At 68.3% G+C, this 23,775-nt stretch carries 25 protein-coding genes, 1 pseudogene and 1 riboswitch; of the genes and pseudogenes, 15 read left to right on the top strand and 11 right to left on the bottom strand.

The window, feature by feature from the left end; all coding sequences use genetic code 11:
• Positions 1–4: 4 nt before the first annotated feature.
• Positions 5–199: a hypothetical protein gene (locus tag ACFFDA_RS01875; protein WP_404477898.1), complete on the bottom strand. Its 195-nt coding sequence runs from the start codon at positions 197–199 to the stop codon at positions 5–7.
• A gap of 171 nt (positions 200–370) precedes the next feature.
• Between ACFFDA_RS01875 and ACFFDA_RS01870 the strand changes: the two genes are divergently transcribed.
• Positions 371–2,167: a UvrD-helicase domain-containing protein gene (locus ACFFDA_RS01870; protein ID WP_404477897.1), complete on the top strand. Its 1,797-nt coding sequence runs from the start codon at positions 371–373 to the stop codon at positions 2,165–2,167.
• 844 nt (positions 2,168–3,011) lie between these two features.
• Here ACFFDA_RS01870 and ACFFDA_RS01865 read toward each other — a convergent pair.
• The 5 genes and pseudogenes from ACFFDA_RS01865 to ACFFDA_RS01845 form a co-directional block, all read right to left on the bottom strand.
• Positions 3,012–3,878 (bottom strand): MucR family transcriptional regulator, encoded by an 867-nt coding sequence (locus ACFFDA_RS01865; RefSeq protein WP_404477896.1) that lies wholly within the window; start codon positions 3,876–3,878, stop codon positions 3,012–3,014.
• Positions 3,879–3,997: 119 nt separating this feature from the next.
• Positions 3,998–4,327 (bottom strand): hypothetical protein, encoded by a 330-nt coding sequence (locus tag ACFFDA_RS01860; protein WP_404477895.1) that lies wholly within the window; start codon positions 4,325–4,327, stop codon positions 3,998–4,000.
• 77 nt (positions 4,328–4,404) lie between these two features.
• Positions 4,405–4,767, bottom strand: coding sequence for a TonB-dependent receptor domain-containing protein (locus tag ACFFDA_RS01855; protein WP_404477894.1), 363 nt, complete (start codon positions 4,765–4,767; stop codon positions 4,405–4,407).
• 53 nt (positions 4,768–4,820) lie between these two features.
• A pseudogene (locus tag ACFFDA_RS01850) lies at positions 4,821–4,988 on the bottom strand (TonB-dependent receptor plug domain-containing protein); the annotation flags it as partial.
• 177 nt (positions 4,989–5,165) lie between these two features.
• Positions 5,166–6,563 carry a phospholipase D-like domain-containing protein gene (locus ACFFDA_RS01845; protein WP_404477893.1) on the bottom strand — a complete coding sequence of 466 codons (1,398 nt, stop codon included), beginning with the start codon at positions 6,561–6,563 and terminating at the stop codon, positions 5,166–5,168.
• Between the two features lie 265 nt (positions 6,564–6,828).
• On the opposite strand from ACFFDA_RS01845, the gene ACFFDA_RS01840 reads away from it, so the two are divergent.
• The 4 genes from ACFFDA_RS01840 (at position 6,829) to ACFFDA_RS01825 (ending at position 8,507) form a co-directional block, all read left to right on the top strand.
• Complete coding sequence (locus ACFFDA_RS01840; protein ID WP_404477892.1) at positions 6,829–7,122, top strand: hypothetical protein; 294 nt, start codon at positions 6,829–6,831, stop codon at positions 7,120–7,122.
• 120 nt (positions 7,123–7,242) lie between these two features.
• Positions 7,243–7,500 (top strand): hypothetical protein, encoded by a 258-nt coding sequence (locus tag ACFFDA_RS01835; protein ID WP_404477891.1) that lies wholly within the window; start codon positions 7,243–7,245, stop codon positions 7,498–7,500.
• A gap of 2 nt (positions 7,501–7,502) precedes the next feature.
• Positions 7,503–7,943 (top strand): periplasmic heavy metal sensor, encoded by a 441-nt coding sequence (locus tag ACFFDA_RS01830; RefSeq protein ID WP_404477890.1) that lies wholly within the window; start codon positions 7,503–7,505, stop codon positions 7,941–7,943.
• A gap of 21 nt (positions 7,944–7,964) precedes the next feature.
• Positions 7,965–8,507 (top strand): RNA polymerase sigma factor, encoded by a 543-nt coding sequence (locus ACFFDA_RS01825; protein WP_404477889.1) that lies wholly within the window; start codon positions 7,965–7,967, stop codon positions 8,505–8,507.
• Positions 8,508–8,540: 33 nt separating this feature from the next.
• Here ACFFDA_RS01825 and ACFFDA_RS01820 read toward each other — a convergent pair whose 3' ends face one another.
• The gene (locus ACFFDA_RS01820) at positions 8,541–10,952 is read right to left on the bottom strand and encodes a DUF3772 domain-containing protein (RefSeq protein ID WP_404477888.1); all 2,412 of its coding nucleotides are present in this window, start codon (positions 10,950–10,952) and stop codon (positions 8,541–8,543) included.
• Between the two features lie 250 nt (positions 10,953–11,202).
• Between ACFFDA_RS01820 and ACFFDA_RS01815 the strand changes: the two genes are divergently transcribed.
• A complete protein-coding gene (locus ACFFDA_RS01815; RefSeq protein WP_404477887.1) occupies positions 11,203–12,117 on the top strand; it encodes a Ku protein in 915 nt (304 codons plus the stop codon).
• 108 nt (positions 12,118–12,225) lie between these two features.
• Positions 12,226–13,251, top strand: a complete 1,026-nt coding sequence (locus tag ACFFDA_RS01810) for a 2-hydroxyacid dehydrogenase (protein WP_404477886.1) — start codon at positions 12,226–12,228, stop codon at positions 13,249–13,251.
• Positions 13,252–13,261: 10 nt separating this feature from the next.
• Here the strand turns inward: ACFFDA_RS01810 and map are convergent, their stop codons facing one another.
• Both map and ACFFDA_RS01800 read right to left on the bottom strand, forming a co-directional pair.
• A complete protein-coding gene (gene map, locus ACFFDA_RS01805) occupies positions 13,262–14,020 on the bottom strand; it encodes a type I methionyl aminopeptidase (RefSeq protein WP_404477885.1) in 759 nt (252 codons plus the stop codon).
• 1 nt (position 14,021) lies between these two features.
• On the bottom strand, positions 14,022–14,228 hold the full coding sequence (locus ACFFDA_RS01800) for a ParD-like family protein (protein ID WP_404477884.1): 207 nt from the start codon (positions 14,226–14,228) through the stop codon (positions 14,022–14,024).
• 161 nt (positions 14,229–14,389) lie between these two features.
• A riboswitch (cobalamin riboswitch) is annotated at positions 14,390–14,629 on the top strand.
• Positions 14,630–14,895: 266 nt separating this feature from the next.
• Between ACFFDA_RS01800 and ACFFDA_RS01795 the strand changes: the two genes are divergently transcribed.
• Genes ACFFDA_RS01795 through cobJ form a run of 4 tightly spaced genes read left to right on the top strand, consistent with a single transcriptional unit; the run spans position 14,896 to position 18,075 of the window.
• The gene (locus ACFFDA_RS01795) at positions 14,896–15,978 is read left to right on the top strand and encodes a cobalamin biosynthesis protein CobG (RefSeq protein WP_404478284.1); all 1,083 of its coding nucleotides are present in this window, start codon (positions 14,896–14,898) and stop codon (positions 15,976–15,978) included.
• Positions 15,978–16,607 (top strand): precorrin-8X methylmutase, encoded by a 630-nt coding sequence (locus ACFFDA_RS01790; protein WP_404478283.1) that lies wholly within the window; start codon positions 15,978–15,980, stop codon positions 16,605–16,607. The genes ACFFDA_RS01795 and ACFFDA_RS01790 overlap by 1 nt, the downstream gene beginning before the upstream one ends.
• A complete protein-coding gene (cobI, locus tag ACFFDA_RS01785) occupies positions 16,604–17,329 on the top strand; it encodes a precorrin-2 C(20)-methyltransferase (RefSeq protein WP_404477882.1) in 726 nt (241 codons plus the stop codon). The genes ACFFDA_RS01790 and cobI overlap by 4 nt, the downstream gene beginning before the upstream one ends.
• The gene (cobJ, locus tag ACFFDA_RS01780; RefSeq protein WP_404477881.1) at positions 17,326–18,075 is read left to right on the top strand and encodes a precorrin-3B C(17)-methyltransferase; all 750 of its coding nucleotides are present in this window, start codon (positions 17,326–17,328) and stop codon (positions 18,073–18,075) included. The genes cobI and cobJ overlap by 4 nt, the downstream gene beginning before the upstream one ends.
• On the opposite strand, the gene ACFFDA_RS01775 is transcribed toward cobJ, so the two are convergent.
• The gene (locus ACFFDA_RS01775) at positions 18,051–18,857 is read right to left on the bottom strand and encodes a cobalt-precorrin-6A reductase (protein WP_404477880.1); all 807 of its coding nucleotides are present in this window, start codon (positions 18,855–18,857) and stop codon (positions 18,051–18,053) included. The two genes, cobJ and ACFFDA_RS01775, sit on opposite strands and share 25 nt — an antisense overlap.
• Between ACFFDA_RS01775 and cbiE the strand changes: the two genes are divergently transcribed.
• The 4 genes from cbiE to cobF are packed head-to-tail and all read left to right on the top strand — an operon-like array spanning position 18,814 to position 21,969.
• A complete protein-coding gene (cbiE, locus tag ACFFDA_RS01770) occupies positions 18,814–20,022 on the top strand; it encodes a precorrin-6y C5,15-methyltransferase (decarboxylating) subunit CbiE (RefSeq protein WP_404477879.1) in 1,209 nt (402 codons plus the stop codon). The two genes, ACFFDA_RS01775 and cbiE, sit on opposite strands and share 44 nt — an antisense overlap.
• Positions 20,019–20,402: a cobalamin biosynthesis protein gene (locus tag ACFFDA_RS01765; RefSeq protein ID WP_404477878.1), complete on the top strand. Its 384-nt coding sequence runs from the start codon at positions 20,019–20,021 to the stop codon at positions 20,400–20,402. The genes cbiE and ACFFDA_RS01765 overlap by 4 nt, the downstream gene beginning before the upstream one ends.
• On the top strand, positions 20,399–21,184 hold the full coding sequence (gene cobM, locus ACFFDA_RS01760; RefSeq protein WP_404477877.1) for a precorrin-4 C(11)-methyltransferase: 786 nt from the start codon (positions 20,399–20,401) through the stop codon (positions 21,182–21,184). The genes ACFFDA_RS01765 and cobM overlap by 4 nt, the downstream gene beginning before the upstream one ends.
• Complete coding sequence (gene cobF, locus ACFFDA_RS01755; RefSeq protein ID WP_404477876.1) at positions 21,181–21,969, top strand: precorrin-6A synthase (deacetylating); 789 nt, start codon at positions 21,181–21,183, stop codon at positions 21,967–21,969. Before cobM ends, cobF begins: the two co-directional genes overlap by 4 nt.
• On the opposite strand, the gene ACFFDA_RS01750 is transcribed toward cobF, so the two are convergent.
• On the bottom strand, positions 21,935–23,662 hold the full coding sequence (locus tag ACFFDA_RS01750) for an alkaline phosphatase D family protein (RefSeq protein WP_404477875.1): 1,728 nt from the start codon (positions 23,660–23,662) through the stop codon (positions 21,935–21,937). The two genes, cobF and ACFFDA_RS01750, sit on opposite strands and share 35 nt — an antisense overlap.
• Positions 23,663–23,775 lie beyond the last annotated feature (113 nt).

The following is a 23,775-nucleotide window of genomic DNA, read 5'->3' as shown; positions in this document are numbered from 1 at the left end:
TGGTCTACGAGCCAAAGTCCAGATGCGCGGTGTGTTTCGACAGGTGGTTGCTTGGCGGCACGGCATGACCGTCGACCGTGACGACGTTGCGTGCCTCTCCCCGGCGATAGTAGCCATCGTACTCGGGCGTCGCATAGCACGAATGGCCGGCCTCCGAGAGCAGTGCAGGGTGGCGCGCCAGCCTCGCGGTCGCCAGCATCCGGGACGGCGCCAGCGTGCGCTACAGGCTCGTCGTACATTTCGAGCGCGGTCCCGCCGTGCAGGCGCTTGTCGAGGCGCCGGTGAAAGTGGGCAGGGGCTGATAGCGCGGCGATTTCCACACGCATACCTGGCAGAGCGACGCAAAGTTCCACGGCTCGATTTCGTGGCGGTGAGCGATCACAACGTGGCGTCGCGGGGTGCCGAACCGGCCGTCGATGCGCCGTACTTCGATTCGATGATCGACATCCCCGGCCGCGAGGGAACGCCCCATTACGAACACTTCAGCCTGGCCGGCACCGACCGCAGCCAAGAGCTCAATATCGTGGCGAGCGCGGCTGGCGGAAAGACCGTGACCATGGGTGGCACCCTGCCGCTGCCATCGCGGGCAAGCGCCTGCTCATCGGCAATCCGATCTACCGCAACCCGCTTGATTGGGTTGGGCCACCCCGATCCGTCGTCTCGGATCAAGCCCGGTACGACGATTTCCTCTATTCCGGCTACACTTGACGCCGTGGACCCGCGTCGCGATCAGGCGGCGATGATACCGACGCCCGAGCAGCAAGCCATTCTCGATCGGCCCCCGACCGGCACCGTCAAGGTCGTCGCGGGCGCGGGGTGCGGCAAGACGTCCACGCTGGTCCGTTACGGCAAGCGATGGCCGGCGCGGGCGCTCTACCTGGCCTTCAACCGCGCGATCGCCGACGAGGCGGGGCGCAAGTTCCCGCCCCTGATCGAGACCCGTACCGCGCACAGCTTCGCCCATCGCGCGCTCGACGTCGGCAGGCGGACGGTCGATCTCGTACCCCGCTACCGACACGAGCATCTGCGCGCCTTCGATCACCTGATCCAGCCGGTGCGCGGGATGACCGACTGGCAGGTGCGCGCCGCGATCCTGCGCACGATCGACAATTTTCTGATCGATGCCGGCTCCAAGATCCGCCCCGACCATTGCGACCTTGCCAGCAAGTCGCAGCGGGTGCCGGTGCGCGAGATGACGCGCGAGATCGTGCGAACTTTGCTCAAGTTCGACGGCCACGAGTTGCCGATCACTCACGACACCTATCTCAAGGCCTTCGAACTGTGGCACCGGATCGAGGGCGGCTTCGGGTATCTCTTGCTCGACGAGGCACAGGACCTGAACCCGGTGCTCATCTCCATCGCCAGGAAGGCGGGGCTGCCGACGATCCTGGTCGGTGATCCGTACCAGTCCATCTACCGATTTCGCGGCGCGGTCGACGCCATGGACGAATTCGATACCGCCGAACTGCCGCTTACCCATAGCTGGCGGTTCGGTCCGGACGTGGCAGCGCTTGCCAATCGGATATTGCGCCACAGCTCCCGGCCGCCGCGCCATCCGCTGCGCGGCAACCCCGATCGCGAGACGCAAGTGCTGCGCTATGCCGGCAAGCTGCAACCGCGCCCGGGCACGGCGATCCTGGCCCGCACCAACGCCCGCCTGTTCGAGAGTCTGGCGACGATCGAGCAGCCTTTCCACCTGATCGGCGGCATCGCCGATCTGCAACGACAGCTCTCCTCCACCTTGGCCCTGCGCCAGCGCCGCCACCATCAGGTGATGGACGCCGGCGTGGCGCGGTTCACCTCCTGGGCGTTGTTCGACCATGCCGCCAATCGCGGCGACGGCGAAGCGCGGCGGCTGCGCGATATCGTCGAGCGGCACGGCGACCGCCTGCCTGCCATCCTGAACCGGCTGGGTACGCTGCACCGCGACCGCGAAGCCGATGCCGCCCTGATCGTCTCCACCGCCCACAAGGCCAAGGGGCGCGAGTTCGACACCGTGGTCGTTCTCGACGATTTCGAGGACCCCGCCAACCTCGTCGCGCGACGCCGCAAGGACATGACGAAAACGGTCGAGGCAGACCAGCAGATCAACCTGCTCTACGTCGCCTGCACCCGCGCGACGCATCGGCTGTATCTTTCGCCCGAATTGCACGACACGCTGTGCTGACATGCACTTGGGGACTGCGATCACCCGGTGAAAGGCGCCAGCCTGTCGAACCGGGGGCCGGGCTTCTTCCAGTTGCCTTGCTAGCCTCAGCAGAAGGGCATCGGCGCCAAGTGGCCCAGCGATCTGCCCGTAGAGGAAGGCGAGCCCGAAAGTTTCGAACCCCCGGGGGAGCAGGTAGAGGAGGCTCGCTCCCACCACCAGCCACAGCGCGAACAACCGCTCGCGTTCGCTCGAGCGCCCCGCGAGCGTCATGCTCAGCACCATCAGCGTACCGCGCGAACGCAAGGACTGCTCCACTGTGAAATACAGTCCGATGTCCGAGGGTTTTAGGCCGAACAGGTTTGCGATCGCGGGCGCGGCGAGCAGCGGTCGGCATTAAAGCGATATTCAAAGGCGCACGCCGTAAGTCGCGAGAGCGCCGACTGCCCGGACGTAGTTCGAGTTTCCCGGCAGGCCGGCGTATGTATAGTAGTACTTGTCGAAAATGTTCTTGCCCCAGAGGGCAATGTTCCAGCGGTCGGCGCGCGGTCCGAACGTGATTTCGCCGTTTACGAGTCCGTATCCGGGGATGTTCTGGTTCTTCGCATCCAGCGGTTTGTCCTCGGGACGCGACAGGCTGCGCTACCAGCCGCCGGAGGTATTGACGACACCCGACAGGCGTCCCTGGACGTTCGGTGCCAGCGGACCGCTGACATAGGCCTGCGGGGAGGCCCACGGGCCCGTCGGTCAGCGGCTTCGCACGATGCGCGGTCACCCTCGTGGATCGGCGGGGGCGGCATGGCGCCTGCTTTGGCCCCGGGATGCGGCGGAGGCCCGGCTTGTGGCCGGGCCTCCTCGTTCGCTGTTACGCTTCGGTTTCGCTCTTGTCCTTGCGGGGACGGCGTGCCGGCGCCTTGGCGACGGGCGCGTCGGTCTTGCTGCGTGCCATCCGGCGACGGGGTGCCGGTGCGCCGTCCGTAGCCGGGGTGGCAGCACCGCTCGCCTTGCGGGCACGCGCCTTGGCAGGTGCGGCATCGGGCTGGGTCGAGGGTGCGGCAGCCGCCTCGTCGACCGGCTTGTCGGCCACGGTGCCCGCCTCGGGCGCGGCGGCCTTCGGCTTTGCCTTTCGTGCCGGCTTCGCGGGCTTGCCTTCAGGCTTGGGCGCCGCGCTCTTGGCAGGAGACGCGGATGGAGTGCTTGCCGCCGGCGTTTCCGGAGAGGAGGCCACGGCCGTCGCCGGAGCCTTCTTCGGCGCTGACTTGGCCTTGGCTTTGACGGGAGTCGTGACGGGAGCGGCCTCGACTTCGGCCGGTGCCTCGGCGGAGGACGAAACAGCGGGGCGACGACCCAGTCCCAGTCTCACCGAGACTTCGCGGCGCATGTCCGAATAGCTGGGCGCGACCATCGGATAGTCCTTCGCCAGGTTGTAGCGCTCCCGATATTCGGCCGGCGTCAATCCGTGGCTCGCAAGATGGCGCTTGAGCGTCTTGTAGGGCTTTCCGTCGATCAGGCTGAGCAGATGGTCGCGCGAGGACAGGCTCTTGCGGACCGAGACTGCCGCGACATGTTCGGGCGGTGCGGGAACGTCGGGTACGGCCTCGCCGGCGAGCGCCGTTCTCGTCGTCTGGATCAGATCCGCGAGTTCGGAGCTGGCGACGCTGTTGTTCGCGACATACGCGCTCAAGAGCTGGACGGTCAGGGTGGTAAGATCGGGCTGTTCGGTATCCGCCATGACATTCTCCCGGCAAGGGCCATTGTATATTTGCGAGGGTTCGCAAGTCGTCCATCCGATCCGGTCGATCTCAAGACAAGTCCTTACCAGCACATGATACAGTCGTCCGTCAACTGCGATTACCCGTGAATACGGTCCGAAAGTCGCCGCCTGCCAGCAACTTGGCGTATATTCCGCCGGCGATCGCCGTCCGCTGTGTTCACCAGCGCATCCCCACTGTCACGATCAGGGTCCGTGCCTGTCACGGCACCACCCGATGTACTCTGCGGATCGCGGGCATCGATATAGGCATAGGACGCGATCGTGCTCAGTCGCCGGGTGACCTCGCTCACGAGGTCGCACTCCACGCCGCGCGACGTGACTTCGTCACGAGCCTCGGTGATCGTATTGCCGTCGCCGATGTCCACGATCGCCTGGACGTTGTTCTTCCTGATGTCGTAGGCTGCCAAAGTAGTGGGCCGGCGGCGAATATTTCGCTCTTGACGCCGATCTCGTAGCTGCGGCTCTTGTCTGGCGGGAAGGCACCTTAGGCGAGTTGGTCGGGAACCGAGGAGTTGGGAGCGAAGGCCCGCGCGTAGCTGACATAGACCGAGACGTTGGTGCGTGGCTGGTAGACGAGGTGCCGTCGCGGCAGGCAGCTGTCGGTGCTCGACTGGTCGGTGGAGCGGGATGCTCCGTTCTGCGGGAAGTTCTCGTAGGTTTCGTAACGCTTGGCGAAACCAGCATCCAGTTGTCGTCGATCATTACGAGGTCCTGGATACAGAATGCCGCCGTCTCGTAGCTGTCGATCGTTGCGGATTCGGGGATGATGGTCAGGTTGGCGTGGTTCTGGTGAAGCAGACCATGGACGGGATCGAAGACGGCGGGCCTGCCCCGTCGCCGTGAACATTCAGCGAGACGTAGTCGCGATTCGTCGCTGAGGTCGCAGTTGCCGTCCAATCGGCGGATCATGAAGTTGTCGCCGATGTTCCCGAAAGTATTGGCCTCTGTGATACCGCTGAAGTTGCGCAGGACGTCCGTGATATTCCGCGCGGATTGCTCGTGGATCACCTGGCTGGATACAGCGGCCATGGATTGCGGCACATTGAGCAGCGGCACGTCGATCTTCATCGCCCGTCGACGCCGAGGTGAACTTGCGGGTGCCTTCTGCTTGGCCTGTGACGACGATCGCATCGTTCTCGTTTTTCTCGGCCGCACCCGGGTTCAGCTTGCGAAAGTCCCGGAATTATCGCCGACCGTGCCGGTGTATTGCGTTGTGCGGTGCGGCGTCGAGGGCCGGCAAGGCGTTCACAGCAGCGGGCTGACCATGCGCGCGATGTTCTCCGTGATCTTGCGTAGGCGCGGACGGGCCTGCCATGTCTCCCTGGACAGGCGGTCGCTGCCGGCGATATAGCCGGCCTGGACGGCCTCCAGCCGCGCCACGCTGGTGGCATCGTGGAGCAGCAGGCTCACTTCGTCGTTGAGCTGGAACGAGCGCAAGTCGACGTTGCTCGATCCGATGATGCCGAGTTCGCCGTCGATGCTGACGTTCTTGGCGTGGAGCAGGTAGTCCCGGAAAAGGTGGACGCGGATGCCCGACCGCAGGAGATCGTCGTAGTAGGAGCGCTGGGCGAGGCCGACCAGTGGCTGGTCGATAACCGCGGAAACGATGACGTCGACCTGGACGCCGCGCAGCACCGCCGTGCGCATCGCGCCGATGAGGCCTTCGTCGGGAATGAAATAGGGCGAGGTGACGACGACGCGCCGGGTGGCGCGATGAATCTGGCCCGTCAGCAGCGTCTGGAAGCCCTCGACCGGATAGTTGGCGCCGCTGGGCAGGAGCTGCGCCTGCGCGGCGCCGGCGGGCGATGGTAGCGCCATGTCGCCAGACGGCATGGCTTCCGTCTCGAGGAACCAGTCCGTCAGGAACGTCGCTGTCATTTGCGCGACCACCGGGCCGGTGACGCGGGCGACCAGTTCGCGGTTCTCGACGCCGGGGCGGAAGTCCTTGTCGACGATGTTCTGCGACCCGGCATAGCCGATCGTGTCATCGATCACGAACAGCTTGCGATGGTTGCGCATGTCGCGCCGGGTCCGGCCACGCAGCCAGTGGAAGGGGAGGGCCTCGCGGACGTGGACGCCCGCGCCGCGCAGCGCTGCCATGATGCCCTTGAGCCAGCGGTGCGAGCCGACCGGGTCGAGCAGGACGTGAACCGCGACCCCGCGCCGCACCGCGCGCGAGAGCGCTGCGACGACGCGCTGGCCGGTGGCGTCGTCTGCGAAGATGTAGACCAGGATCCGCACATGGGCACTGGCGCTCTCGATGTCCTCGACCAGGCGGTCGATGGTCGCGTCATAGTCGCCCAGCAGTTCGATCCGGTTGCCGCCGACAGCCGCAAATCCGCCAAGCCCGGTGGCCAGCGTCGCGGCGTCGCCGGGGGGTTGGATGCGGGGCAGTCGCGCCATCGGGCCGGAAAGCATCGCTCTCGCCCGCTCCAGGCGCTGGGCGCGCCAGGCCGGAAATCGCGGGCGGCCGATGGCGAGGTAGAGCAGCAGGCCCGGGATCGGCAGAAAGAATATCAGCAGCAGCCAGCTTCGCGTGGCTTCCGGCGAGCGGCGCAGCGGCACGGCCAGCAGCATGACTAGGCGCACCAGCCATTCGCAGGCATAGTAGAACGTGCCGGATTGCGCGAGGATATTGGCCATCTGGCGTGATCCTAAAGGTCATGGCTCCTCCGTTCCAGCCCCATCGTGGGAACGGGCCGCGCTGGCCGGTGGGAATTTCCCGCCCGATTTGATCATCACACGTTAATTGACGGTCGCGGACCCGGCCTTTGCGCAGCCCATAGGGCACCACCAGCACGGATGGACGTCCAGCGATGACCGCAAACGACAGCCAGGGCCCTCTCGACCAGCTCGTTACCGTCCACATCTGGCGCGAGAAATACCCGCTCCCGCCCCGTCCCTCACGGTGCCGGTCGACGGGAAGAACTACTATCTCACCATCAACGACTACGTCCACGCAGATGGCCGGCGGGTGCCGTTCGAGATTTTCATCTCGACAAGCTTGGTGGAGAACTTCGAAACGATGGCGGCGCTGACGCGGACGTTGTCGGCTGCCTGCCGGCGCGGCGATGCGACGTTCCTGTTCGAGGAAGCGGTCACTGCCCATGGCGAAACCTGCCCCAGCTGTAACCGCGATACCGCGCACCGGATCGAAGTTTGCCTGACCTGTTTCCAGTGCGGCTACAGCAAATGCGGATGAGCGCCGCAATTTTTGCCGAAACGGTGAGGGATGGTAGCATGCCGCTGCGTAAGGGGAACAACGCGCGCCCTCGCGGCGGCACGGCGCGCGAGCACCGCTGAAGGACACGGGACCAGGCCAATGAACGAAGTTGACGAAATGCTCTCGATGCTGCGCGGCGCGCCGTTGCCGCAGGCGCTGGAGGCCATCGATGGCCCCGTCATGAGCGGGCTTGCCGCCGGCCGTGAGCGCATGGCGGGGCGGCGCAGCCTGGGCCTCGCTTGCGTCGTGGCGGCCGCGGTGGGCCTGTGGGGCGGCATGGCGGCTCCCGAGCGGGTGCCGGACCGCTCGCTGCTCGCAATCCCGGCGTCCGCGCCGTCGCACCTGCTGGCCGTCTGACCTTGGTCAACGCCTATCGCTACGTCCTCGTCGCGCTGGTCGCCTTCCTGGTCGCGCTCGGGGCGCTGTGGCTCGGCCACAGGCTGCGGGTGATCGGGCCGGAGGAGAGCAGGCTCCACGTCGTCATGGCACGCGAGCTGGATCTCGACCCAGCCCAGAAGGGCCGGATCGATGCGCTGGAAAGCGGGTTCGCGCAACGCCGCGGGCAACTGGAAGCCGAGCTGCGGGCAGCCAATGCCGACCTCGCCGCCGCGATCGAGCGCGAACATGCCTATGGGCCGGCGGTGGAGAAGGCCATCGACCGCTCGCACGGGGCGATGGGCGAACTCCAGAAGGCGACGCTGCAGCACGTCTTCGCCATGCGCGGGGTGCTGCGTCCCGATCAGACGAAGCGTTTCGATGCGGCCGTGGCCCAGGCCCTGACCTCGCCGACGCAGGATTGACCCGGCGTGTCCGGGGCGGGGATGGACGACGCGGCGGCGGTGGCCGATGTGCTGGCCGGGCGGCAGGCGGGTTTCGCGGCGCTGATGGCGATGCATCGCGAGGCGGTGTTCCGCCTGGTGCGCGGCCATCTTGGCAGCGAGGCGGATGCGCTGGAGGTTACCCAGGAAAGCTTCGTCGCGGCCTTCCTCTCCTTGCGGCGCTACGATCCCGAACGGCCGTTCCGCGCATGGATCCTGCGCATCGCGGTGAACAAGAGCCGCGACTGGTCACGGCGGCGGGCGGTGCGGCGCTTTTTCACGTCCGCGCTGCCGATCGATCAGGCCGCCGGGGTTCCCGACGCCGGGCCCGATCCCGAGACGGCGCTGGTCTCGTCCCGCGCGGTCGAGCGCATTCACGCGGCGATCGCCGCGCTTCCGGCATCGTTGAAGGAGCCGCTCCTGCTGTGCGCGCTCGAGGGCCTTCAACAGGACGAGGCCGCGGTGATCCTCGGCATCTCGCGCAAGGCGGTCGAGACCCGGATCTACCGTGCCCGGCAGAAACTGGCGCATCTCGCCGGGGACTAGACCGGGCTCGTCCGGGACAGTCGTACAGGCGCCTCAATCCCCGGGTGTGGCACCGCCCTCCCTGAGCCGCCGGTCGAGGCTGCCGCTTTCTGTGGAGACCAGTTCCATGCGTTGCGGCCCGGTGCCGATGTCGATCCCTTCCGCGCCGAACTTGCGCAGCAGGACGAGGAACACGTTGCTGCGCGTGCGATAGACGTCGCGCGGGGAGGCGACGTGCGCGAAGCAGTTGAAGAAGATCCGCCCGTCGACAATCGAATCGATGAAGGCGACGGGAGCGGGCTCCGCGATCACCGCAGCCTCGTTCGCGAAGGCGGAGAGGACGATGTCGAGGACCACGTCGACATCGGTGCCGAGCGGGACCGAGAACTTGACCTGGATGCGCCCCAGCGGACTCGACAGCGTCTTGTTGAGCACGCTCTTGGTGATGAGTTCGGAATTGGGCACGATCAGGGTCGAGTGATCGGGGAGGGTGATCTCGGTCGAGCGCACGCTGATGCGCTTCACGTCGCCCTCGTCGGTGCCGACGCGCACCCAGTCGCCGATCTTGATGGGGCGCTCCGCGAGCAGGATCAGCCCGGACACGAAGTTCTGTGTGATCGCCTGGAGGCCGAAGCCGATGCCCACCGACAAGGCAGACAGGAGCAGCGCGATCCGTTCGATGCCGATGCCAAGAGATGCCAGCGACCAGATGATGGCGAGCGCGATGCCGACGTAGCGGGCGACTAGCCCGGCCGAGTTCCGGCCCGAGCCGTCGAGGTCGGTGGCGGGCAGGTAGCGCTTCTCGAGCCAGCTCATGAACGCGCGGACCAGCGCGAGGCCGATCGCCAGCACGAGTATCGAACGGATGATCGCGCCGGGCGAGATGGATACGCCGCCGATCTCGATGCCCTGGGCAATCGTGCCGATGCGGCCGAAGAAGCTGCCGATCCCGCCACTGCCGCCGAACGGCGTGACCAGCAGGCCCAGCGCCACCACTACCAGCACGACGCGCAGCACGCCGGAGACAAGCACTCCGAACTGGTCGACGAGGCTGCCGCGCAGACCGACGCTGCGCGTCAGGGTCAGGCCCATGCGGCTGTCGCGGTTGAACAGCATCGTCGCGGCATCGTCCACCGTGCCGAGCAGGAGGTACAGGGCGCACGCCAGGATGCCGATCCAGACGATGAGCCTCGCGACGAAGAGGCTGAGCCCCACGTAGCCCAGCGCGAGCGCGAGCACGGCCGAGACCACCAGCACCCAGGCGACCAGCGTGACCACGGCGAGGCTGGCGCTGGCGGACAGGCTGGCGTCGTCGTCGCGTTCGGCGCGATCGGCGCGGAGCCGGCCGAGCGCGAGCAGGAAGGCGCCGATCCATAGCAAGTGCACGAGCGCCTCGACCATCTGCCAGGCCGTCGTCGCGGACTGGCTGGCGCCGACCGCCCGGATGAAGGAGTCGAGCAGGCCGCTGGCGAACGCGATCAGGGCGAGCGCCCAGCTCAGGGGGCGCAGGCGGTTGGCGGTCTCGTCGGATATCGGCGCGAGGCGCCAGGAGGGTTGCCCGCGCATCAGTACCGCGCCGGCGAGCGAGGCGGTGAACGCGGCGAAGCCGATCGAGCCGACGAACCCGTCTAGCAGTTCGTCCCAGCCGCTCGGGAAGAGCCCGGCCCAGCGGAATCCTTGAATCAGGGCAATGGCGGCGAGCAGCGGCGCGAGAGTGCCGACGATCACTCGCCATACCGCGAAGACCGAGCGGCGCACGCGATGGCCCGGCGTGTTGCCGATCAGATAGCGCTGGCCGACATGGCGGCAGGCGATGCGCAGCGGCCCCATCACCAGAACCGCGAGGATTGCTCCTGCGAGGACCTGCCAGGGCAACCCGCCCCGGCCTTGGGCACTGACCTGCCGCGACCCCTCCTGCGCGAATAGCTGCACCCGGCGCAAGTCGCGGGGCAGGGCGGTGAGCATCGCGGTCCAGAACGCCGGCGACAGCGGCGTGGCGACGCGGGTGGAAAGGGTCTCGTTGAGCTGTTCCGCCTGACTGCGGTCGATCTCGTCGATAAGTTGCTGCGCTTCCACGTCGACGAGGCGGCCGCGCTTGACGGCCGCGTCGATGGCCGCCCGGCCCTTGGTCAGACTTTGGCGCTGGCGCTGGATCTCCGGAGCTTCCGCCAGCCCCGGGGTGACGGGTCCGAGCCCGGCGATCCGCGCGTCGACGAGCGCGATCTGCTCCTCCAGATCGCCGCCGGCGGCTCGCGCCGACTGTTGCGCGGCCGTGGCGCGGGCCCGCAGCGTGGTCCGCAGTTCGGTATCGAGGCGGTTGTCGAGCGCGTGATCGACGGCCCTCAGCTCGGTTTCCGCGTCCTTGATCTGCCGGGACGCCTTGCTTGTCTGCGCGATCTGGGCGGTGGCGGGAACGGTGCCTGTCAGCAGCAGGAGCGCGGCGAACAGGCGCAAGACGATCGGCATTCGGAAACCTCGGTTGGGGGAATCTCCTCGTGTGCCTATCCCCTGCGGCGCGCAAGACCCAAACGCCTATCGCCCGGAAGTGCGTTTTCCGCGGGCGAGTAGGCCGGCCTGCAACAGCCATTGATCGGATTGGGCGCGGACCCCGCTTGTTCCTTCGACTTAACGCCGGACACGGGCATGCCTGATTCCGTGCACCGCGGGAACGCTATGGCCCGGCCGGGGCTTATGCGAATCTATCGAGGAGACGCTCATGGCCGCACGCCCCTACTGGAAGGGCCAGATCCGACTGGCGCTGGTGTCGATCCCGGTCGAGGTCTATTCCGCGACCAAGAGCGGCGCGGCGATCGCCTTCAACCAGATCCACGAACCCTCCGGCCAGCGCATCAAGTACGAGAAGGTCGTGCCCGGGATCGGTCCGATCGACGTCGACGAGATCGTCAAGGGCTTCGAATATGCCAAGGGCGAGTATGTCCTGCTCGACGAGGCCGAGATCGAAGGGGTGAAGCTGGAAAGCAAGAAGACGCTCGAGCTGACCCAGTTCGTCGACGCCCACGACATCGACATGATCTATTTCGAGAAGCCCTATTACGTGGTCCCTGCCGATGACCTTGCGGAGGAGGCGTTCATCGTGCTGCGCGAGGCGTTGCGGCGGAGCCGGAAGATCGGGCTCGGGCAACTGGCGATGCGGGGGCGCGAATATGTGGTGAGCATCAAGGCGTGTGGCCGCGGGCTCGTCATGGAGACCTTGCGCTATGCCGACGAGGTTCACAAGGCGGCCAGCTATTTCCGCGACATAGCCGACGACGAGCCGGACGAGGAACTGCTCGATCTGGCCACGACGCTGATCGACAAGAAGACGGGAAAGTTCGACGCGAGCGAATTCCACGATCGCTACGTGGACGCGCTGAAGGAACTGATCGAACGCAAGAAGAAGGGCCGGACGCTCAATATCGAGACCGAGGCGGCCGGCGGCGATCCGAGGGGAAGCAACGTCGTCGACCTGATGGCGGCGCTCAAGAGTTCGCTCGGGTCCAGCGCGAAGGGGGCCCCTAAGGCCGCATCCAAACCCGTGGCAAAGGCGCCGGCAAAAGCGGGGACCAAGAAGCCCCCGGCGAAAACATCCGGGAAGGCGCCGGCGAAACCATCGACCCGCAAACGCGCCTGAGGCGGTTTCCGCCGATCCCGTCGGCATTGCCAGGATGCCATTTCGGTGGTCTTTTTCGCACATACACGGCGGACCATTCCCGCGCCGCGATGAGGTAGCAATCACGCCATGAAGCTCGCCGTCTACGCGACCAAGCCATACGATCGCCGCTGCCTCGAAGCCGCCAACGCGGCGTTCGGGCACGAGCTTGTGTTCCTCGAACCCCGGCTGGATGGTGATACCGTGTCGCTTGCCGAAGGATTTCCGGCAGTTTGTGTCTTCGTGAACGACCGTCTCGACCGCGCGGTGCTGGCCCGGCTCGCGGCCGGTGGCACACGCTACGTCGCGCTGCGTTGTGCAGGGTTCAACAACGTGGACCTAGTCGCCGCCGGGGAGCTGGGCCTCAGCGTCGTGCGCGTGCCGGCCTATTCGCCCCATGCCGTCGCAGAATTCACCATCGGCCTGCTGCTGGCGCTGGATCGCCGCATACCGCGCGCCTGGATGCGGGTGCGGGAAAACAATTTCGCCCTGGAAGGGCTGATCGGGCGCAATCTCCACGGCCGTACCGTCGGTGTCGTCGGGACCGGGCGAATCGGCGCGCTCGTCGCCCGGACTTTGCGGGCGGGCTTCGGCTGCGAGGTGCTGGCCAGCGACATGGTGACCGATCCCGCGCTGGAGGCGATCGGCGTGCGCTATGTCCCCCGCGAGGAACTGCTGACCACCAGCGAGATCGTGACGCTGCATTGCCCGCTGACGCCCGAGACTCGCCACCTGATCGATGCGCGGATGATCGCCGCCGCGCGTCCCGGGCTGCTGGTCGTCAACACCAGCCGCGGGGCGCTGATCGATACCCGCGCCCTGATCGACGGGCTCAAGAGCCGCAAGGTCGGCGGCGTGGCGCTCGACGTCTACGAGCAGGAAGCCGACCTGTTCTTCGAGGACCTGTCGAGCGAGATCATCGAGGATGACGATTTCCAGCGCCTGCTGACCTTCCCCAACGTCCTCGTGACCGGCCACCAGGCCTTCCTGACCGAAGAGGCGTTGGACAACATCGCCACAACGACCCTGCAGAACCTGGCGGATGCGCAAGCGGGACGCCCCCTCGTCAACGCGGTCACGGCCGAGGCGGTGATCCGGCCGGCCGGCCGGCACTGACCGGCCCGCCTCAGGTTCCGTCGGCGCGCAACGTCAGCACCTCGACGCCGCTCGCCGTCACCGCGACGGTGTGCTCGAATTGCGCGGAAAGCTTGCGGTCCCGGGTCACCACCGTCCATCCGTCGCGTTCGGTCGCGACCATGCGCGTGCCCTGGTTAACCATCGGCTCGATGGTGAAGACCATGCCCTCCCGCAGCCTCAGCCCCGACCCTGGGCGGCCGAAGTTGAGCACTTGCGGCTCCTCGTGCATCTCCCGGCCGATGCCATGTCCGCAATATTCCCGGACCACCGAGTAGCCATTCTTTTTGGCATGCTGCTCGATCGCATGGCCTATGTCGCCAAGTTGCGCGCCGGGGCGGACCTGCCTGATGCCCTTCCACATCGCCTCCCGGGCCACCTGCACCAGCCGCCGCGCCGCCGGCGGGGCATTGCCCACGAGATAGGTCTTGCTGGAATCGGCGATGAAGCCGTTCTTCTCCAGGGTTATGTCGAGATTGATGATGTCGCCGTCGCGGATGATCTCTGCGGGATCGGGCACGCCATGGCAGACGACATGGTTGATCGAGCAGTTCAGAACGTACTTGAAGCCGTATTGCCCCTTGCTCGCCGGGCGCGCGGCTAAGTCCACGGTGATGAACCGCTCGACCAAGTCGTTGACCTCCATCGTCGAGCGGCCGGCCAGGTCCTGCCCGTCCAGCATCTCGAAAACCGATGCGAGCAGTTTTCCTGAGGTGCGCATGAGCGCCAGTTCGTCGGGGGTCTTGACCATGTCAGGCGGCCATCGCGCCAGCCACGCGCACTCTGGCCACCTCGAACTGCATCTTGACGACATCGTTGAAGGACATGGTGGGATTGGCCTCGGCAAGCATCCCGATCTTCATCCAGAACTCGGCCTGCGCATTGATGGACCGGCACATGACGGTGCTGGCCTTGCGGGCCTCCTCGTGAAGCTCGTCGTCGATTTTCACTATGCCCATAAGACCTCGGCAAGACGTTGCGTATACGGTTCATATACGTTCCGTATCGTGACGGTCAATTCTCCCGCAAAAGTTTCCCGCGCTCGATGACGGATGAGCTTGCAGCAGGGCCGATCGAAAGCTAGCGGGCGATGATCGGGGTGCTTCCGTTTCGGAAAAGGCCCCGATACGATCGCGCGGGTGCCTCGAGAGGGGCTTAAAAGGGAACGCGGCGGGATGGCGGCTGTCATCCCGATCCGAGGCTGTCCCTGCAACTGTAAGCGGCGAGCGGGATGCCGGGACTTCTCCTTCGGAGAAGTCGGCCACTGGGTGACCTTGCGCGATGCGCACGATCCCGGGAAGGCTGCGCATCGAGCTTCGACCCGCGAGCCAGGAGACCTGCCGGCGCATCGGTCGCTCTTGCCCTGGTCCAGGGATAGGCCAAGGCTCGGTACTCCGCGTGAGCGACGAACCCGTGCGGCTGGGGCTGCATCGGTGTGCAGGGACGGGCGTGATTCACGCCCGCCCGTCGTTGCGCACGGACCGACATTCGTCGGCAAGCCCCGGTCATCGTCGCCGTGCGTGAGTGGGATCGTATATGCGCGCGTCGCCGACCGGGCCGACTGGCGGTACATCAGGATCGGAGGGATTTGCCGTGCGCGGCTGGTGCCCGACCGCGTGGCGCCCGATGGCGGCCGGCGACGGGCTGATCGTGCGCATCCGCCCGCGCCTTGCCCGGCTGTCGCGCGGGCAGGTCGCGGGGCTGTGCACATTGGCCGACCGGTTCGGCAATGGCATGATCGACGTGACCAGCCGCGCCAATCTTCAGGTCCGCGGCGTTGCGGAAACGGGCTGGGCGGCCTTGCTGGAAGGGCTCTGCGCGCTCGACCTGGTCGACCCGGAGCCGACCATCGAGCAGCGGCGCAACGTGCTCGTCGCACCCGACTGGATCGAAGGCGACGCGACCTGGCAGGTGGCAACGGACCTGGCGGCGCGGCTGCACCTGCTCCCCGATCTTCCGGCCAAGGCGGGTTTCGCGATAGATGCGGGCGTCGCGCCGGTGCTGGCCGACGTTCCGGCCGATTTCCGGATCGAACGCGCCGCAAGCGGCGGCCTCCTCCTGCGCGCCCAGGGCCGGGCGACGGGTATCGCCGTCCCGCCCGACGAAGCCGCCGATGCGCTGGTGGCGCTTGCCGCCTGGTTCGTCGCGACCGGCGGGATGGAGGCGGGCCGCATGGCCCGTCACCGCGCCGACCTGCCTTCGTGGGCGACGGGGGGCGAGCGGGGGGCACCACCTCGAGCGGCGCTCGTGCCTGGGCGTCACGTCCTCGGGCCGGTTCGGGGGGTGCCGTTCGGCAGCACCAGCGCTGCGGCGCTGGCTGCGCTGATGGAATGCTCGCAAGCGACGGCGATGCGGGTGACGCCGTGGCGCGTGCTGCTGCTCGAAGGGGGAAAGCCCGTCGAGATGTCGGGTTTCGTCGACGATGCGTCGCACTGCGCGATGCGCGCCGAAGCCTGCCCCGGCCTGCCTCTGTGTCCGCAGGCGACGGTGGCCACGCGTGCCCTTGCGTTGCGGCTGGCGCCGCACGTCGGCGGCCGGCTGCACGTCTCGGGCTGCGCCAAGGGGTGCGCGCATGGCGGCGCGGCGGCCGTCACGCTGACCGGACGCGAGGGTCGCTTCGACCTCGGACGCGACGCCCGCGCTGGTGATCCCCCCGTCGAATCCGGGCTCGACCCGGAAGACCTGCTCGCCCGTTTCGGAGCCGAATGATGCCACATGCCTATGAAACCGACGGTGCCGCGATCTACCGCCAGTCCTTTGCGACCATCCGCGCCGAAGCCGACCTGGCCCGATTTTCCACCCTCGAGGAGCGGATCGCGGTCCGCATGATCCATGCTGCCGGCCTCGTCGACCTCGCCGGGTCGATCCGCTTCTCGCCCGGCTTCGCACAGGCCGCCATCAATGCCCTCGCGCGCGGGGCACCCGTCCTGTGCGATGCCCACATGGTGTCCGAAGGGATCACCCGCGCGCGGCTGCCGGCCGGCAATGCGGTGATCTGCACGCTGAGGGACGCCGCCGTGCCGGGGCTGGCCCGGACGCTGTCGAACACCCGCTCGGCCGCGGCGCTGGAGCTGTGGCGCCCGCACCTCAAAGGGGCGGTCGTAGGTATCGGCAACGCACCGACGGCCCTGTTCCACCTTCTGAACATGCTGGAGGACCCGGATTGCCCGCGCCCCGCCGCGATCATCGGCTGTCCGGTCGGCTTCGTCGGCGCGATGGAATCGAAGGCGGCGCTGTGGGCGGCGCCGCCGGTGCCCTGCTGTATCGTCGAAGGGCGGATGGGCGGCAGCGCGATCACGGTCGCCGCAATCAATGCCATCGCGAGCCGCTCGGAATGACTGTCGGCACCATCCACGGGGTGGGCCTGGGCCCTGGCGCGCAGGACCTGCTGAGCGTGCGCGCGGACCGGCTGGTGCGCGAGGCCCGGCACGTCGCCTATTTTCGCAAGTCCGGCCGGCCGGGACAGGCGCGCCGTATCGTAGAGGGCATGTTGCGCGCCGACGTGGTCGAGTTCCCGATGGAATACCCGGTGACCACCGAAATCCCGCTTGCCGACCCGCGCTACAACGCCTGCCTCTCGGAGTTCTATGCCGCTTGCACCGCGCACTTGGGCGGGCTGGCGGGCGGCGGCGAGGACGTCGTGGTGCTGTGCGAGGGCGATCCGTTCTTCTACGGCTCGTTCATGCACCTTTACACGCGGCTGGCGGGCTCGGTGCCGTTACGGGTGGTGCCGGGCATCACCGGCATGTCCGGCGCGTGGACGGCCAGTGGCGCGCCGATGACCTGGGGCGACGACGTGCTGACAGTGCTCATGGCGACGCTGCCTGAAGAGGATCTCGCCCGCCGCATCCGCGACACCGACGCGCTGGTGGTGATGAAGATCGGCCGCAACCTCGACAAGCTGCGCCGCGCCGTCGCTGCCGCCGGGCGCGAGGGAGAGGCCTGGCTTGTCGAGCACGCGGCGATGGCCGACCAGCGCGTCACGCCCTTGCGCGAGGCGCTGGCGGTGACGCCCTATTTCTCGATTCTGCTCATCCACGGCAAGGGGCGCCGGCCATGACCGGCTGGATCGCGATCGCCGGGATCGGCCCGGGCGATGCGGCGCTGGTGACGCCGGAAGTGTCGGCCGCGCTGGAACAGGCCAGCGACATCTACGGCTACGGCCCCTATGTCGCGCGCGTTCCGGCGCGCGAGGGGCTGACCCTCCATGCCAGCGACAACCGGGTCGAACTGGAACGCGCCGCCGATGCCCTCGCTAGGGCGGCGGCGGGGGGAGGGGTGGTGGTGGTGTCCTCCGGAGATCCGGGGGTCTTCGCCATGGCGTCCGCCGTGTTCGAGGCGCTTGAGCAGGGGCCTCCGGCGTGGCGTGACCTCGATATCCGGGTGCTTCCCGGGATCACGGCGATGCTGGCGGCCAGCGCCCGGGCAGGGGCGCCGCTGGGGCACGACTTCTGCGCCATCAACCTGTCGGACAACCTCAAGCCCTGGAGCCTGATCGAGCGCCGCTTGCGACTTGCGGTCGAGGCGGACTTCGCGATGGCGTTCTACAACCCCCGCTCGAAGGCGCGGCCGGACGGCTTCGGCCGCGTGCTCGACATCCTGCGCAAGGCCTGCGGCGGCGACCGGCCGATCCTTTTCGCCCGCGCTGTCTCGACTCCGCAAGAGCACTTGCGCGTCGTTACCCTGGGCGAAGCCACTCCCGAGATGGCGGACATGCGCACGATGGTGATCGTCGGCTCCAGCCGCACCCGGCTGATCGCGAGGGACGGAGCCCCGATCGTCTACACCCCCCGGTGGGCGCCGTGATCGAGCCAGTCCATAACCTCGTCGACGCGGTGGACGGCCTTGCCGCCGGGGTCCGCCGGACGGTCGATCATCAACACCGGCAACCCGAGTTCGCGCGCCGCCACCAGCTTGGCCTGCGCGCCGCTTCCGCCCGCGTTCTTGCAGACGACGATGTCTATGGCGTGCTCGCGCAGCAGGTCCAGGTCGGCCGCCGCGGTGAAAGGCCCGCGATCGACGACGAGGTCGTGGTGCGGCAGGACCGGCGCAAGATCGGCGCGGTCGACGAAGCGCAGCAGGTAATGGTGCTGGGGTTGAGCCGCGAAGGCGCCGACATGCATGCGGCCGAGTGCCAGCATGACCCGGCGCGGCGGTCCGGCGAGAGCGGCGACGGCAGCCTCGATATCGGCGACGTGCCGCCAGCGGTCGCCGGCTTGGGCGCGCCAGGCCGGACGGGTGAGCCGCAAATGCGGCACCCCGCCGTTGCGCGCGGCGGCCAGCGCATGGGCGCTCATCGTCGCGGCGAAGGGATGGGTGGCGTCCACCAGATGCGTTACCCGGTTCTCGCGCAAGTGGCGTTGGAGCCCCGTGACTCCGCCGAAGCCGCCGATGCGGACCGGCACCGGCTGGGCTCTTGGACGTTCCACCCGTCCGGCATAGCTCAGCGTCGCCGACAGCCCGCGCGCGGCCAGGGCCTCGGCGAGCGCGCTGGCCTCGGTCGTGCCGCCCAGGACCAGCACGTTGGGAACCGGGGGAAGGGGAATGCCTGATACTCCTGAACGGCCCTGGCTGACGATCGTGGGCATCGGCGAGGATGGTCTCTCCGGCCTCGCCGATGCCAGCCGGGACGCGCTGGCGCAAGCCGATCTCGTGACCGGCGCTGCACGCCATCTCGCGCTGGCGGGCATCGAGCCCGCCCAGTCCATGCCATGGCCGGTGCCCTTCGAGCATGGTATCGCCGCGCTGCTGGCCCGTCGGGGGCGCGGGACGGTGATGCTGGTCTCCGGCGACCCGTTCTGGTTCGGCGCCGGCAGCGTCGTGACCCGCCATCTCCAGCCCGGCGAGTGGATCGCCCACCCTGCGCCCTCGACTTTCGGCCTGGCCGCGGCACGGCTGGGCTGGCCGCTGGAGACCACCGCGTGCCTGGGCCTTCACGCGGCGCCCTTCGCCCGGTTGCGGCCGCATCTGGCGCCCGGCCAGCGGGCGCTGGTGCTGGTGCGCGACGGCGCCGCCGTCCGCGAACTGGCGCGTTACGTCGCCGGGGAGGGCTTCGGCGCCTCGCAGGTGACGGTGCTTGAAGCGCTCGGCGGCTTGCGCGAACGGGTGCGCGACGCGACGGCCGACACGCTGGATTTCGCGGACATCGCCCATCCGGTCGCGGTGGCCATCCGCTGCGCCGGCGACGGGGCGGTGCTACCGCTTGCCTCGGGCATCGGCGACGACTGGTTCGCGCACGACGGGCAGATGACCCGGCGGCCGGTCCGGGCCCTGACCCTCTCCGCCCTAGCGCCGCGACCTGGCGAGATGCTGTGGGACATCGGCACCGGGTCGGGCTCGATCGCGATCGAATGGTTGCTTTCGCATCCCGGGACGCGGGCGATCGGCTTCGAGGCCGATCCCGTCCGGGCGCAGCGGGCCCGCGCCAATGCCGCTGCGCTGGGGGGCGACCGGCTGGCGGTGGTGGACGGACGGGCGCCCGGGGTGCTTGCCGGTCATCCACTGCCCGATGCCGTCTTCATCGGCGGGGGGCTCTGTGCGGACCTGCTGGAGACGCTGTGGCGGTTGCTGGAGCGGGGCACCCGGATCGTCGCCAATGCGGTGACGCTGGAATCGGAGGCGCTGCTCGCGCAGTGGCACGCCCGGGAGGGCGGCAGCCTGATGCGGGTGGAGCTGGCGGAGGCGGCGCCGCTCGGCTCGAAACGCGGCTGGAAAGCCCATTACCCGATCGTGCAGTGGAGCACCGCGCGATGACCGTCGCCGGCTTCGGGTTCCGTGCCGGGGCGGACCTCGGATCGCTGCGGTCGGCCCTGGACGAAGCCCTCGCCCATGCGCGTACGGAGGTGGGCTTGCCAAACGTTTCGGCGCTCGCCGCCCCGCGCGACAAGGCGGCGCTGCTGGAGGCATTGGCCCGGATGCTGGGCGTGCCCGTACTGTCGATCGAGCCGCCGGCGCTCGAGGCGGCGGCGACCGTCACAATATCCGCTGCCAGCCTCGCCGCCCGCCGCACCGGCAGCGTCGCCGAAGCCGCCGCGCTGGCCGGGGCCGGGCCGGACGCGAGACTGCTCACCACCCGCCACGTCTCGCCCGATCGCATGGCGACGTGCGCCCTGGCCCGAGGAAACCACCCATGACCGTTCATTTCATCGGCGCCGGTCCCGGCGCGCCCGACCTGCTGACCTTGCGCGGCCGCGACCTGATCGCGGCGAGCCCGGTGTGCCTCTACGCCGGATCGCTCGTCCCGACGGCGATCCTCGAACATTGCCCGCCGGGCGCGCGGATCGTCAACACCGCCTCGATGGCGCTCGACGATATCGTGGCCGCCATCGCGCAGGCCCACGCCGCCGGGCAGGACGTCGCGCGGCTGCATTCGGGCGACCTGTCGATCTGGTCGGCGATGGGCGAGCAGGTGCGCCGGTTGCGCGCGCTCGGCATCCCGTTCACGGTGACCCCGGGCGTCCCCGCCTTCGCCGCCGCCGCCGCCGCGCTCGAAGCCGAGCTGACGGTGCCCGCGCTGGCCCAGTCGCTGGTCCTCACCCGCACCCCCGGCCGCGCCAGCGCCATGCCCGAGAAGGAGAGCCTGACCCGCTTCGCCACCACCGGCGCGACCCTGGCCATCCACCTGTCGATCCACAACCTGGCACAAGTGGTGGCCGACCTCGTGCCCGCCTATGGCTGCGATTGCCCGGTCGCCGTCGTGTGGCGGGCGAGCTGGCCCGACGAGCGGGTTGTGCGCGCGACGCTGGCCTCGGTCGAGGCCGCCGTGGATGGCAGCATGGAGCGGACCGCGCTTATCCTCGTCGGCTCCGCGCTGAACGATGGCGTGTCGGGCGAGAGCAGCCTCTACGCCGCCGGATACGACCGCCGCTTCCGCCCGCAATCGGCGCAGTCGCGGTTCGCAGGCGGCAGGGAATGATCGACCTCCACCTGATCGGCATCGGCACCGGCAACCCCGACCACCTGACCCTCGCGGCGATCCGGGCGATGAACGGTGCCGACCTGATCCTCCTGCCGCGCAAGGGCGACCGCAAGTCCGACCTCCTCGACTTGCGCCGGAAGATCTGCGAGACAGTGCTGGCGGGCGCGACGCGAGTGGTTGAATTCGACTTGCCCGAACGCTCCCTGGTGCCGCCCTACATCGAGGCGGTAAACGACTGGCACGCGTCGATAGCATCGGCCTGGGCGGCGCAGATCGCGGCGCACCTGCCCCGCGGCGGCGTGCTTGCCCTGCTGGTATGGGGGGACCCCTCGCTATACGACAGTACGCTGCGAATCGCCCGCCGGCTCTGCGCGGACGGCATGGACCTGAACATCCACGTGGTGCCTGGCATCACCAGCATCCAGGCTCTGACCGCTGCCCATGCCATTGCCCTCAACACACTGGCCGCCCCCGTGACGATCACCACGGGCCGGCGCCTGCGCGAAGAAGGCTGGCCGGGCGGTGCCGAGACGGTGGTGGTCATGCTCGATGGCACATGCGCATTCGAGACCCTGCCACCTGCGGGCGTGACGATCTGGTGGGGCGCTTATCTCGGCATGCCGCACCAGGCGCTCGTGCACGGCCCGTTGGGCGAAGTGGCAGCAACGATCGTCGAACGGCGCGCCGGCTTGCGCCGCCAGCACGGGTGGATCATGGACCTCTACCTGATGCGCCTCGCCGACGCGTTTATCCAAGACGGACCGCAGCCCCCTCGCGCCTGAAGGCATCGGTGCGGATGACTTTCGTGGCGTATTCGCGCGAGAGCACGGTGCTCACCGCGACGAAGCTGGCAGTGCCGGTTTCGCGGCCGAACTCCACCCGCACGTAGCCCTGGTGCATGTTGTCGGTCCAGATGACCTCGGGCATGTGGTCGGCATAGGCCTTGTCGAGCGTGCGCGACATCTCCGGGCCGAAGCCGCTGTCCATGAAGTCGCCCGGCGAGGAGATGCCGGCGGTGCCGAACTCGATGCCGGCCGGACGGCCCTGCGCGTCGGCGAGGTCGTTGGTCCAGAAGCTGTGGCTGTCGCCCGAGAGGAACACGAGGTCGCCGGCCCCGGCCTTGCGCGAGAGGGCGTAGAACTGTTCGCGCGCCCAGGGATAACCGCCCCATGCGTCCGTATAGTCGGGCAGCCCCCAGCGGCCGCGCCATGCCAGCGAGACGTGCGGATCGGCTGCGAGCCTGGCCAGTTCCTCCTTCGACTTGGCCGCGGCGAGCTTGGGGAAGGGGTCGGGCAGCACGCCCAGTTTGGCGAGGTCGGGCACGATGAGGCGGCCGATCACCATCGGACAGCCGATCACTCGCCATGGCTGGCCATCCCTGACCGAGCGGGAGAGCGCGGCCGAGAGGTCGGCTTCCAGTTCGGGGGAGATGAGCGGGCGGTTCGGGGCACCCAGGACGTCGTTGCGGAAGCGTTCGGCCGAAGCATCGTCGACGATTCTGGCGGCATAGTCCATGTAGTCGATCTGCTCGGCGCGCGCGGTGTGGCGCGTTTCGAGCGTGTGCAGCAGGGCAAGGTCGCCGAAGCTGTAGGCGCGCCAGAACTGCATGCGGGTGCGGCCCTTGACGGCGAGCCATTCGGGCTCGCGCACCGGCATCCACTCGTAGTAGGCGCGGATCGAGGCGGCCCGGCGGGTTGCCCAGTCGCCCTCGGTGGCGGGCTGGTGGTTCTGGGCGCCGCCGGTCCAGGGGTTGTTGGCGCTTTCGTGGTCGTCCCAGCAGCCAAGCAGGGTGTGGTGGGCATGCATCGCCTGCGCCCCGGCGTCGGTCTTGTACTGGGCGTGGCGGGTGCGGTAGTCGGCCAGCGTGACGATCTCGTGCGTCGGCGCGTGGGCGCGGCCGATGGTTGCGGCGACGGTTTCGCCCCAGCCGTCCTTGCCGCCGTATTCGTAGATGTAGTCGCCGGTGTGCAGCACGAAGTCGATCGCGGGGTCGCGGGCGATCGCGTCATAGGCGTTGAAGAAGCCGAAGGCATAGTTCGAGCACGAGGCCAGCGCGATGCCGAGCCGGTCGAGGCGTCCTTCCGGCAGAGTGCGTGTGCGGCCCACCGGGGACACTGCCCTGCCCGCACGGAAGCGGTAGTAGAACGTGCCGCCGGCAGGGAGTCCGGTGGCGAGAGCCTTGACCGTGTAGTCGCGGCTCGCGTCGGTGGCGACGGTGCCGGATTTCAGGATCGTGGCGAAGTCGGGGGAAGTGGCCAGTTCCCACTGCACATCGGCGGGCGCGCCGGCGGTGATGCGGGTCCACAGGACGACGCTCGATGCGTCGGGGTCGCCGCTGGCCACGCCGTGGCGGAACACCGGGTTGGCGGCTGCCGCCGCCAGTGCGGAGATCGGCAGTGCCATGACCGCCGCCCCGCCCGCAAGGCCGGCCAGCAGAGCGCGACGGGAAACCTGGGTGGAGCGGATGAGGGGCATGGGCTGGTCCTGTGAATTTGCGGCACGGCTTCGTGCAGCTTCGAGCTTGCGTGAAATGCCTCGTCACCCTGAACGTGTTTCAGGCCCCATCGTGCCGAACACACTGCGATGTG

Source organism: Novosphingobium sp. BL-52-GroH (assembly GCF_044813085.1).
In the GTDB taxonomy this organism is placed as follows: domain Bacteria; phylum Pseudomonadota; class Alphaproteobacteria; order Sphingomonadales; family Sphingomonadaceae; genus Novosphingobium.
The sequence above is the reverse complement of the archived record's forward strand: the minus strand, read 5'-3'. Positions and strand labels throughout refer to the sequence as shown.